The sequence below is a fragment of the Corynebacterium sp. KPL4072 genome, from assembly GCF_037908395.1.
GTDB lineage: Bacteria > Actinomycetota > Actinomycetes > Mycobacteriales > Mycobacteriaceae > Corynebacterium > Corynebacterium kefirresidentii.
Genome location: NZ_JBBMGE010000008.1, coordinates 1 through 12,154, shown reverse-complemented (window position 1 = coordinate 12,154; position 12,154 = coordinate 1). Strand labels below are relative to the sequence as shown.

At 60.5% G+C, this 12,154-nt stretch carries 9 protein-coding genes; all 9 read left to right on the top strand.

Annotation, left to right across the window (positions count from 1 at the left end):
- Positions 1 to 23: 23 nt before the first annotated feature.
- The 9 genes from WMP97_RS09025 to fbaA all read left to right on the top strand — a co-directional run bounded on the left by WMP97_RS09025 (position 24) and on the right by fbaA (position 11,980).
- Entirely contained in the window at positions 24 to 1,397 is a 1,374-nt protein-coding gene (locus WMP97_RS09025) for a sodium/glutamate symporter (RefSeq protein ID WP_200288589.1), read from the top strand.
- A gap of 261 nt (positions 1,398 to 1,658) precedes the next feature.
- Positions 1,659 to 3,071 carry a TetR/AcrR family transcriptional regulator gene (locus WMP97_RS09020; protein WP_200288590.1) on the top strand — a complete coding sequence of 471 codons (1,413 nt, stop codon included), beginning with the start codon at positions 1,659 to 1,661 and terminating at the stop codon, positions 3,069 to 3,071.
- Positions 3,072 to 3,203: 132 nt separating this feature from the next.
- Entirely contained in the window at positions 3,204 to 5,759 is a 2,556-nt protein-coding gene (clpB, locus tag WMP97_RS09015) for an ATP-dependent chaperone ClpB (protein WP_200288591.1), read from the top strand.
- Positions 5,760 to 5,814: 55 nt separating this feature from the next.
- Positions 5,815 to 6,672 (top strand): sulfurtransferase, encoded by an 858-nt coding sequence (locus WMP97_RS09010; protein WP_023019996.1) that lies wholly within the window; start codon positions 5,815 to 5,817, stop codon positions 6,670 to 6,672.
- An 88-nt stretch (positions 6,673 to 6,760) separates the two neighbouring features.
- On the top strand, positions 6,761 to 8,239 hold the full coding sequence (locus WMP97_RS09005; protein WP_340440343.1) for a hypothetical protein: 1,479 nt from the start codon (positions 6,761 to 6,763) through the stop codon (positions 8,237 to 8,239).
- Positions 8,240 to 8,308: 69 nt separating this feature from the next.
- Positions 8,309 to 8,899, top strand: a complete 591-nt coding sequence (pyrE, locus tag WMP97_RS09000; RefSeq protein WP_051138304.1) for an orotate phosphoribosyltransferase — start codon at positions 8,309 to 8,311, stop codon at positions 8,897 to 8,899.
- Positions 8,892 to 9,557 (top strand): TrmH family RNA methyltransferase, encoded by a 666-nt coding sequence (locus tag WMP97_RS08995; RefSeq protein ID WP_200288592.1) that lies wholly within the window; start codon positions 8,892 to 8,894, stop codon positions 9,555 to 9,557. Before pyrE ends, WMP97_RS08995 begins: the two co-directional genes overlap by 8 nt.
- Positions 9,558 to 9,611: 54 nt before the next feature.
- Positions 9,612 to 10,802 carry a glycoside hydrolase family 76 protein gene (locus tag WMP97_RS08990; protein WP_023027775.1) on the top strand — a complete coding sequence of 397 codons (1,191 nt, stop codon included), beginning with the start codon at positions 9,612 to 9,614 and terminating at the stop codon, positions 10,800 to 10,802.
- A gap of 143 nt (positions 10,803 to 10,945) precedes the next feature.
- The gene (fbaA, locus tag WMP97_RS08985; RefSeq protein ID WP_023019991.1) at positions 10,946 to 11,980 is read left to right on the top strand and encodes a class II fructose-bisphosphate aldolase; all 1,035 of its coding nucleotides are present in this window, start codon (positions 10,946 to 10,948) and stop codon (positions 11,978 to 11,980) included.
- Positions 11,981 to 12,154 lie beyond the last annotated feature (174 nt).

The following is a 12,154-nucleotide window of genomic DNA, read 5'->3' as shown; positions in this document are numbered from 1 at the left end:
TTGCACAGCTAGAAAGGGTCTCCATGGAAGATTTTTCCGCTTATACGCTCATGCTGGATGTGGGCTGGATTTCTTTGCTCATGGTCATCGGCAATGTCCTGCGTCACCAAGTGAAGTTCATCTTCCAGGACCTGTTGCTACCTGCCCCGATTACCGCCGGCCTCATCGGCTTGCTGGTTGGTCCAAACGTGCTGGGTTGGATTAACTTCTCCGATAACTTGGGTGACTACACCTCCATCCTCATCGCGGTGGTCTTTGCGTCTATGGCCTACTCCATGGAAGTAGGCGGAAATATGGGCAAGGGTGCGCGCAATATGTGGGGCTACTCCACCATGATGTTTACCGGCCAGTGGGGCCTGTTCATCGTGCTGGGTCTTTTCCTCTTTGCGCCGCTATTTGATACCCCAAATTGGTTCGGCATGATGCTGCCCGTTGGCTTTACCGGCGGCTTTGGTACCGCCGCGGCCGTGGGTGGCGCGCTCGAAGGTGTAGGCGCTGATGCGGCATCCTCGCTGGGCTTTACCTCGGCGACCGTCGGCACGCTGGCCGCAATCATTGGCGGCGTTATCGCCGGCAACTGGGGCATCCGCAAGGGCAAGGTTTCCCACGTGCCCAAGGAGCTGCCGGAAGAGCTGCGCCGCGGCTACATCAAAAACATTGATGATCGTCCGTCGCTCGGCCGCGCTACCACCAATCCCTCGTCCATCGAGCCGCTCGCACTGCACTTCGGCTTCATCATCCTGACCGTGATGACTGCCTACGGCATCAACCAGGGTTTGAGCAGCATCTGGGAGAATGTCTCCGTGCCGCTCTTTGCCATGTCCATGGTGGTGGGACTATTCTTCCGCGCGCTTATGAACTTCGTGGGCGCCGAGGACTACCTAGATAAGGACTCCATTTCCTCCATCTCCGGAGCAGCCACGGACTACCTCATTGCCTTCGGCGTGGCCGCCATCGTTCCGGCCGCCATTGCTTCCTACTGGCAGGCGCTTCTTCTCCTCTTTATCCTCGGCACCATCTTCTGTGTGTTCTTCTTGCTGTGGTTCCCGGCCGAGTTCTTTGGTGAGCGCTGGATTGAGCGCGGCATCTTTGGCTGGGGTTGGGCCACCGCCACCGTGGCGACCGGCATTGCCATCCTGAAGATCGTGGATCCCAAGCTCAAGTCCGGCACCCTGTCTGAATATGGCATGGCCTATATCGGCTTCGGACCCTTTGAAATCTCGTGGACCATCATCGCGCCAATGGCCGTCATGTACGGGTTTACCGGCATTTTCGGCGCCATTTCCTTGGCGATTTCCATCGGCGTCTATATCGCCTTTAAATCCATGCGTCTTATGCCACCGCGCGGCACCATCTTCCAAGAGGGTATTGGCCATGTAGGACAAAGGCGGGAATAGCCGCGCTTGCCGACGTCCCCCCTCCCGCATCGCTACCTTAAAAAACTATGAGATTGGGCGCACCAAAACTTAGAAAATGGTTCCCAGTGCGAGGCGGGTGGACGCGGCTGCGGTCGTGACCATGGCCTATCGGCCCCGCTACCACCGTCAACATCGGTGAGGGTAAAAATACTTGAAAAGTGCAATCGATTGGGATTATCCCTAAACCTTAAAATTTGTTAGAATCAGCTGGGGTCAATCTCTGGCGTGATGAGGAAATAGATGTACCAGTTGGATGGGGCTTCCAGGCGGGTGATTATCCTGGAAGCCGCTGTTTATGTAGCGGGTTGCGAAGGCGAGCAGGCCGTTACCGTGGAATCTGTGGCAGACCAGGCTGGCCTCTCGCCGGAGGCGGTTTCTGAGGAATTTAGCAGCGGTGCTGCCATGCTTGCGGAAATCCCAGATTTTTTGGATTGCCGCATGTCTGAATACATGGTGGAGGCTGCACGTCACCTGCCAGAGGGTAACTCTGGCGGCGATGTCCTCATGCAGTTGGCGGAGGCCTACTTTGCCTACGCGCAAGACGAGCCCGACATCTACCACTACCTTTTCGAACGGTACGATGCCATGGATGAGGAGCGGGTCTGCCAATTTGCCAAGGGGGAAAAGTCGGGCACGCCGGGTGCGGACATGGCGCTGAACGTCGTCAAGCGCTTTGCCGAAGAGCAGGGTGCCGTCGTAGCGGCAGACGGAGATATCTCGCCCCTGGAAATCGGCCGCATTACTTTGGCCCTCTGGTCGCTCATCCATGGCATGGGCCACCTGAGTGTGGTGGGCATCTTGCGCCTGCAGCATGCCGTTATTCGCGCCGCTAACCTGAAGCAGGTGGATCGCCTCGTGGTTGATGCCCTGCAATATTGGTTTAAAAATAAGCAGATCCCGCAGCGCCGCCCCATTATGAACGATGCCCGCGGCATTGTAGAAAAGGTCATGGGCAGCGAACGTGAAAAGCCCTTCGTGGCCCCGGATAACCTTGAGCAAATGGACCCGGAGGAAACCAAGAAGGTCATTATTGAGGCCGCGTTGCGCGTTGCTGGTCGCAACGGCGTCGACCGTCGCTTCTTTGACCACGTGGCCGAAAAGCTTGGTACCTCCAAAGACTTCCTGACCACCATTGTGGACAATGACTTCGCGCTGCGTGAGGTGGCAGAAACTCTCACCACCACAGAGATGGCGAAGATCTTTGAGGCCTGCCTCGCCGAGCTTCCGGATGACACCCCCACGGTAGACCGCCTGCAGATTGTTGCGGCCGCCTACTTTAACTACGCGATGATGTACCCAGAGCGTTTCAGCTCCATTATTGCGCTGGCCAGCGGTTCTGTAGTTCCGCACAATGGTGATGGTAGCTCGCATGAGGGCATGACCAAGAACTTCGCCATCATGATGGATCTGCTCCGCAAGTTTGTCATCGAGATGGGAATTACTCCCACCGACCAGCTGGTTTATATCAGCACTTTGGCCGTGTGGGCAGGGGCCAATGGCATTGCCCATCTGTGCAGCATCGGCGATTTCAAGAGCTTTAATGAAGATCTCAAGTGGGCGCTTTTTATCCAGGTGGTAACCGTGTCCTTCTTTGCCATCGCCCATGGCTTGCAGATTCTTGGCCATGAAAACGAGGAGTTCAAGCAGGTTTAATCACCCTGTGCAAAGTTGAGCGACCTACGCTCAAAAATATTTAGGTTGAGTGGAATAGGCTCAACTCTGGGTGCGTTGTACTAAGTGAAGCCCTACAGTGGGTGAATAAATCTTAGAAGGAGCAACGCACACATGAACTCATTTAACCCCACCACTAAAACACAAGAGGCCTTGCAGGACGCCCTGCAAACCGCCTCTTCTAATGGAAACCCGGATATCCGCCCGGCTCACCTGCTGGCGGCAATTCTCAGCCAGGACGGCGGAATCGCCGCTCCGGTTCTTAAGGCCACCGGCGTAGATCCGGATACTGTGCTCAAGGAAGCCCGCGAGCTTGTTGATTCTTATCCCAAGGCCGAGGGCGCCAATATGGCCAACCCGCAATTTAACCGCGACGGCCTCAACGTCCTAACGCAGTCGCAGGAACTGGCCGGTGAGCTTGGTGATGAATTCGTTTCCACCGAGGTTCTGCTGGCTGCCATCGCCGCCTCCAAGACCGATGCCGCCGAGCTGCTTACCGGCCGCGGTGCTACTTATGACGCCATCAAGGGCGCTTTCCCTTCCGTGCGCGGTGCTGCCAAGGTAACCTCCGAGAATCCGGAGGACCAATTCCAGGCTTTGGAAAAGTACGCCACTGACCTCACTGCTCGCGCCCGCGAAGGCAAGATCGACCCGGTCATCGGCCGTGATCAGGAAATTCGCCGCGTGGTCCAGGTGCTCAGCCGGCGCACGAAGAATAACCCGGTACTCATTGGCGAGCCCGGCGTGGGCAAGACCGCCATCGTGGAAGGCTTGGCCCGCCGCATCGTGGCTGGCGATGTCCCCGAGTCTCTCAAGGGCAAGACCCTCATCAGCCTGGACTTGGGTTCCATGGTCGCTGGCGCTAAGTACCGCGGTGAATTCGAGGAGCGCTTAAAGGCCGTGCTCGATGAGATTAAGTCCTCTGAGGGCGAGATCATCACCTTCATCGACGAGCTGCACACCATCGTCGGCGCCGGTGCTACCGGTGACGGCTCTATGGACGCCGGCAATATGATCAAACCCATGCTGGCCCGTGGCGAGCTGCGCCTCGTAGGCGCCACTACCTTGGACGAGTACCGCAAGTACATCGAAAAGGACGCCGCTCTGGAGCGCCGCTTCCAGCAGGTCTATGCTGCCGAGCCCTCCGTGGAGGACACCATCGGTATTCTGCGTGGCCTGAAGGAGCGCTACGAGGTGCATCACGGCGTGCGCATTATGGACTCCGCGTTGGTTTCGGCCGCCGAGCTGTCCAATCGCTACATCACCAACCGCTTCCTGCCGGATAAGGCCATTGACCTTGTCGACGAAGCAGGTTCCCGCCTGCGCATGGAGATCGATTCCTCCCCGCAGGAAATCGACGAGCTCGAGCGCATCGTCCGCCGCATGGAGATTGAAGAGCTCGCGCTGAAGAAGGAATCGGACGCTGCTTCTCAAGACCGCCTGGCCACCCTGCAAGGTGAGCTTGCGGACCAGCGCGAGAAGCTCGGCGAGCTCAAGGCCCGCTGGGCTAATGAGAAGAAGGCCATCGATGATGTGCAAAACATCAAGGAAGAACTCGATGACCTGCGCCGACAAGCAGAAATCGCCGAGCGTGATGGCGACCTCGCACTCGCCTCTGAGATTAACTACGGCAAGATTCCGCCGCTGGAAAAGGATCTTGCGGCCGCCGAAGTTAAGGCCACCGAGCAGCGCAATACCATGCTCGATGAGGAAGTAAGCCCAGACACCATCGCTGAGGTCGTCTCCGCTTGGACCGGCATTCCGGCCGGCAAGATGCTGCAGGGCGAGACAGAAAAGCTGCTCAATATGGAATCCGTGCTGGGCAAGCGCGTGGTGGGACAGAAGGAAGCCGTTACCGCGGTATCGGATGCTGTGCGCCGTTCCCGTGCGGGAGTGGCCGATCCGAACCGCCCCACCGGTTCTTTCCTCTTCCTCGGTCCTACCGGCGTGGGCAAGACCGAGCTTGCGAAGGCCCTGGCGGACTTCCTCTTCGACGATGAATCCGCGATGGTTCGCATCGATATGTCCGAGTACGGGGAGAAGCACTCCGTTTCCCGCCTCGTTGGTGCTCCTCCGGGATACGTCGGCCATGAGGCCGGCGGACAGCTCACCGAGGCCGTGCGCCGTCGCCCCTACACGCTCGTGCTTTTCGACGAGGTAGAAAAGGCCCACCCCGATGTCTTCGACGTCCTCCTACAGGTCTTGGATGAGGGACGGCTTACCGATGGCCAGGGACGCACCGTCGACTTCCGCAATACCGTCATCATCTTGACCTCCAACTTGGGCGCCGGCGGCACCCGGGAGGAAACCATGGATGCGGTGAAGAAGGCCTTCAAGCCTGAATTCATCAACCGTCTCGATGACGTGGTCATGTTTGAGCCCCTTTCTGAGGAGCTTCTACGCGGCATTGTCGACATCCAGCTGCGCGGCCTGTCCGAGCGTCTCGACGCCCGCCGCCTGACCTTGCAAGTCTCGGATTCTGCCAAGTCCTGGCTGGCCGAGCGCGGCTACGACCCAGCCTACGGTGCCCGTCCGCTGCGCCGTACCATCCAGCAGGCCATTGGTGACAAGCTCGCCAAGAAGCTGTTGGCCGGCGATATCGTCGATGGCGACACTGTCCACGTGGACGTCGCAGATGGCGGTGCCGAGCTAGACATCGCCGCCCGCTAGTCGGCCGCGTACCGCCCGCCGCGCCAAATCCTGCTCATGCCCCTAGACTCGGGGCATGAGCATTTTGGTCTCCCCACAAGAACTCCGCGAATCCATTTATCACGGCGAACGATTTACCCTCTTGGCCACCCACTGGCAGCCACAGCTGCGTCAGAGCTATAACCAGTTCACTTCCTTGCATATTCCTACGGCACTGTTTAGCGATACCGCTAATTCCTTCGCCGGTCTCCCCGGTTCACAGGTAGGCCGCAACCCGCTGCCGGATCCGGATAAGCTGCAGGAGCACTTCCGCCAGTGGGGAATCCGTGAGGACCGCCCCGTCGTGGTCTATGACGAGGGGCGCGGCCTATTCGCCGGCCGCGCGTGGTGGACCTTGCGCTGGGCCGGCTTGGACAACGTCCGCATCCTCGACGGCGGCTTGGCCAATTGGCGCCACCTGGGCTATACGACGCTGACCGGCCCCGGCAACTTCGCCGTGGGCGCCAGCGCCACGGTAAACCCCGGCCAGATGCCGGTGGCCACCATCGATGACGTGCGCAGTCACGATGGCCTGCTCATCGATACCCGCACCCGCAACCGCTTTGCCGGCCGCCGCGAAAACCTCGACCTTAAGGCCGGTCATATCCCCGGCGCCGTCAATGTGCCGGAGCGCCTCTTCCACAACGACGGCCTGCGCACCTGGAAGTCTGCGGGTGAAATCCGCGAAGTTCTTTTCGACGCCGGACTAACCCCCGACAATGTCCAAGGCGCCATCATCTACTCCGGCTCTGGCAACCACTCCGCCCTCGCCCTCGCCGCCATGCACGACGCCGGCTTCACCGGCCTGCGCCACTATGTCGGCGGCTGGTCGCAGTGGTCCGCTAACCCTAAGAACCCTGTCGAGCGCGGCGACCGCCTTACCGTCAACGGCTAATCGCCCACGCTCACCCCTCGCCCTCAGCCTCCCGCCTCCGCGCGCCGAGCGCTGAGGGCTTGTTTGTTCCTACTACTATCGTGGGGTGATGGCTTTTCTAATCCTTGCTTTGGCGCTACTTCTCGGCATTGTCGGCGGTGCCTTGCTGCTTTACGAAGGCAAACAGCGCACCTCCGCCCCTACACTCTCCGCCGACACGGACCCGACGCCCGCTGACGCCACGCCTGCAGACACCGCTCCTGCAGACACCACTCCCGCAGACACCACTCCCGCAGACGCCGCGCCTGTCGACGCCGCTTCCCCCGAGCCTGAGCCCAGGACCGAGTCCACCGAGTCCGCCGAGCCTGCTTCTTCCGATACCGCTCCCGTTGACTCGACCTCTAGCGATGCCCCCGCTGTCGACCCAGCCCACCTAGCGTCTTCGCCAGCTGCCCCAGCTCCCGAGTCCCATGCCGAAGCCGCACCAGAGTCCGCACCGGAGTCTGAAACCCAGCAAGACCCTGAGCCAACCCCTGAGCGCGGACCAGACCAGGAGCCGAGCAACGAGCCGAAGCACGAGCGAAGCCACAATCCGAGCCAGGAGACCGCGAGCGAGAACCGCGCGCCCTCCAAGCCGCACACCCGCCATCGGCCGATTCTGCCGGGAACGTTGCGTCGCGAGCGCCGCAGTTGGGCAGAAGCAAAAGGCTTCGAATTTATGAAGTCCGATCCTTACCTCGTAGATGAATGGACGAGGGGAGTGGCCTCTACCGGTGCGGCGCCAAAAGACATTGTCGCGGGAAACGTGTATGGCCACGAGATGCTGTTGATGGATATTGATGGCGTCAACGTCATGGCGATGCGCACCGGAGCGGCCTCAGACATGGTGGTGGACTTCCGTCGCTTCGACCGCGAAGACACGAAGGCCTCCGAGGATCTGCATTTAGCCATGACTCTTGAGGGGTTTGATGTGTATTCCTCGGATAGTGCTGTTACCGAGCGCATGGTAGACGAGCGTGTTCACGTCGCCCTGCAGCAAATGCCCGAAGCGGTCACCGCACTGTGGATGGAAACTGAGTGGGTGCTAGCACAGACTACGAAGCAGGCGCGCTCCGCGGAATGGGAAGCGATGCTACCGCTGCTTGCGTTATTGGCAGACGCCGCCCGTGTCTTGCCACCGCGCTCCTCGGCCACTCACGTGGTGCGACTAGAGGAATTGGATCCAGCTCGCGAGATTCCCGCCCAGCCCATCGCGGAAGCTGTCGGCGGTGCGCCGGCTGCCGGTGCGCCCGTGTTTGAGCGTCCCGTCATCCAGCGGCCGGAAGAGCCTTTGCACATGCCGTCCCGGGCGTACTCCGAAACCCGCGGCCCGGTCGAACACAGCGCGCTAGGCGGCGACGAAGTAGACGCTATTGCCGACGGCCGCGAGCGCCCCACCCCCGATTCTCATACCGCCCGCCTGCCGCGCCAGCAGTTCCGCGCTGCCTCCATCTTCGACGGCCCCTCCGACGATTCCACTAGTGGGCCCGCCCCCGGCGCGGCCGATTCCCGTGCAGCCGAGGAATCGGACCCGCGCCGGGAAGAGTAGCCTAGAGACCGATACTGGCGGCCTGCCGCCGCGCACGAGCCGCCGTGCACGAACCACGACAAGGAGCAGATGACTGTGGATTCTCACAACACCAATGCGCACACCGCGAATGCCCAGAACCTGGATGCCGAGAAGAAGGCCCGCCTTGCCGAGCTAGTCAAGGAACTGGCCGTAGTCCACGGCAAGGTGACCCTGTCCTCGGGCAAGGAAGCTAACTACTACGTGGATCTGCGCCGCGCTACCTTGCACCACGAGGCCTCCCGCCTCATCGGTGCGCTGCTTCGCGAGTTGACCGCCGATTGGGATTTCGCGGCCGTCGGTGGCCTAACGCTCGGCGCCGACCCTGTTGCTACTTCCATCATGCATGCCGACGGCCGCGATATCGACGCCTTCGTCGTGCGCAAAGAAGCCAAGAAGCACGGCATGCAGCGCCGCATCGAGGGCACGGACGTGGAAGGAAAGAAGGTCCTTGTCGTAGAAGACACCACGACCACCGGTAACTCCCCGCTGACCGCCGTGGCTGCGCTGCGCGAGGCCGGCGCCGAGGTCGTTGGCGTAGCGACCGTCGTAGACCGCGAGACTGGTGCCGGCGACGTCATCGCCGCAGAAGGCCTTGAATACCGCTCCCTGTTGGGCCTGGGCGACCTTGACCTTGCCTAACGCAGACGAGGCCAAGGGCCCGACCGAGTGGAACGAGGGCCGCCATGGCGTAGGCCCGTGGGAAGGTCCGCTGCCGCAAGGGCCAGAGGCTGAGAAATACGACCCAGAGCTGCTCGCTGAAGGCGACCGTCGCAACGTCGTCGATGCCTACCGCTACTGGAGCAGGGAAGCGATCAAAAAGGACATCGATAAGCGCCGGCATAGCCTGCACATCGCTATCGAGAACTTTGAAAACGATGCCAATATTGGCACCGTCGTGCGTACCGCCAACGCCTTCGCCGTCGATACAGTGCACATCGTCGGCCGCCGGCGGTGGAATCGGCGTGGGGCAATGGTGACGGATAGGTACCAGCACTTGATGCACCATGAGAGCGTCGAGAAGCTTATTGCGTGGGCGGCCGAGGAGGGGCTGACCGTCGTCGCCATCGACAACACCCCCGGTTGCGTGCCCCTGGAAACGGCCGAGCTGCCCGAGCGCAGCCTTTTACTTTTCGGCCAGGAAGGCCCCGGCGTGACACAAGCTGCCCAGGACGCCGCCGTGATGACCTGCTCCATCGCCCAGTTCGGCTCTACTCGTTCCATCAATGCAGGCGTCGCGGCCGGAATCGCCATGCACGCCTGGATTCGCCAGCACGCTGATCTAGCCAACTCTTGGTAGGAAGATCGTTACACTAGCTATATCTACCCGCGTAACTGGAGTGATAGAGGAATCGTGGAAGAAAAATGGGCCCACCGCGCCGAACTTGCAGAAGCGGCCATCAATGAGCGCCACGCGCACCCTGTGTGGGGCCTGCCGCGCACCAATCTTGCGGTGGTGAGCTGGCCGCCTACCACGAAAGAAAAACTCTTCATCCATTGGCACTACTGGTGGCAGGCCCATTATTTGGATTGCCTCGTTGATGCGGCGCTGCGCAATAACACCAAGGTGCGCCGACAGCGCATCTTCGACACCATGCGGGGGATTCGTATCCGCAACCTGACGCAGCTGACGAAGAATAAATACTACGATGACAAGGGGTGGCTCGCCTTGGCCTTCGGCCGCGTGGAGGAGCTAAAGAAGGCGAAGACGCCGAAGCGTTTGGCGGAGCTGCAGCGCAATATCCACGAAGGACTCGATGAATCGCTCGGCGTGTTGCCGTGGCGCCTCGGCGAGAATTTCATGAACGTGCCCTCCAATGGCCCGGGCGCCATCATGTTGGCGCGGATGGGGCGCATTGAGGAAGCGCGCCACATCATCGACTGGATCTACGATCACCTGCTTGATGACGACGGCTACATCATGGACGGCGTGCGCATGCGCATGGACGGCCCTGAGGTGGTAAAAAACATCCACCCCTACTGCCAAGGCGTGGTTCTAGGTGCGTGCTTGGAAATTGTGCTGGCGCTGCGGGAAAAGGCCGGTATCGGTGATTTGGAGCAAATCGACAGCGTGCACGAGGCCGAGCTGGCGTCCGAGATGATGGACTACATTATCCGCATCCGCGGCCTGGTGCAGACGGTGGCTTCGGGCATGGCTACCCCCTCGGGCGTGGTGGACTGGGAGACCGGCGATGGTGATGGGGGCCTGTTTAAGGGCATTTTGATGCGCTATCTTGCCGACGTCGCCGTGCGCCTGCCCGGCGATTCTCCCGCCAACCGTGCCACGAAGAAGCTGGCCGCGCGCATGGTGATGGCCTCGGCCGAGTCGGTGTGGGAGCACCGCTTAGAGGTTGATGGTCTGCCGATCTTCGGCTCTGATTGGTTGTCCGATGCGCGCCTGCCGCATAACTACGGCTTCGGCCGGCGCACCATGAGTGAGAAGGTAGGCATCATCCGCGTGGACGAGCGCGATTTATCCGTGCAACTTTCCGGATGGATGCTGATGGAGGCCTGCGCTCGCGTGACGCGGCATCTATCTAAATAGTCCGCAGGGGCGGGCCAGTTGTGCGGCGCGCATAGATGGGTTGAAAATGTCACAGAGTTTTTGCGGCAGAAATTCCGTGAAACGGGCATACTTGGGTGCTGGAACGTGTTTGACCACAAACCCACTTTTAAGGATGGAAATTCATGCCAATTGCAACCCCTGAGGTCTATAACGAGATGCTGGATACCGCGAAGAAGAATGGCTTCGCGTTCCCAGCTATCAACTGCACCTCTTCTGAGACCATTAACGCAGCTCTGAAGGGCTTTGCGGAGGCCGAGTCCGACGGCATCATCCAGTTCTCTACCGGCGGCGCAGCCTTCGGTTCCGGCCTGGCACTGAAGGATAAGGTCAAGGGTGCTCAGGCATTGGCCGCATTCGCTCATGAGGCCGCGAAGCACTACGGCGTCAATATCGCGCTGCACACCGACCACTGCCAGAAGGAGGTACTCGATGAGTACGTCCGCCCGTTGCTGGCTATCTCCCAGGAGCGCGTCGACCGCGGCGAGAACCCGCTGTTCCAGTCCCACATGTGGGACGGCTCCGCTATTCCAATCGACGAGAACCTGGTCATCGCACAGGAACTGCTGGAAAAGGCTAAGAACGCTCACGTCATCCTCGAGGCTGAGATTGGCGTCGTCGGCGGCGAAGAGGACGGCGTTCAGGCAAAGGCAGGCGCTAACCTGTACACCTCCCCGGAGGACTTTGAAAAGACCATCGATGCCCTGGGCACCGGTGAGAAGGGCCGCTACATGCTGGCCGCTACCTTCGGCAACGTTCACGGCGTCTACAAGCCAGGCAACGTGAAGCTGCGCCCAGAGGTCCTGCTGGAGGGCCAGAAGGTTGCACAGAAGAAGCTCGGCCTGGGTGAGGACGAGTACGCCTTCGACTTCGTATTCCACGGTGGCTCCGGCTCCGAGAAGGAAAAGATTGAAGAGGCACTTCGCTACGGCGTCATCAAGATGAACGTGGATACCGATACCCAGTATGCCTTTACCAACCCGGTTGCTCGCCACATGATGGAAAACTACGATGGCGTCTTCAAGATTGACGGCGAGGTTGGCAACAAGAAGGTTTATGACCCACGCTCCTACCTGAAGAAGGCAGAGCAGGGCATGTCCGAGCGCGTCATCGAGTCTTGCCAGGACCTGCACTCTGTGGGCAAGTCCCTCTCCAAGTAAAGTTTCTAAGCTGCGGCAGCCCCTTAAGTAGGCACGCCGAACTGGCCGCTTCCCCGCGTGGGAGGCGGCTTTTTCATGTCTTCGGCCAGGGTCGGGATTTCGCGGGCGGCGCTGGCGGGCGCCGTTGGTAGGAGCCGCTGGCGGGCGGCGCTGGCGGGCGGCGCTGGTGGGTGG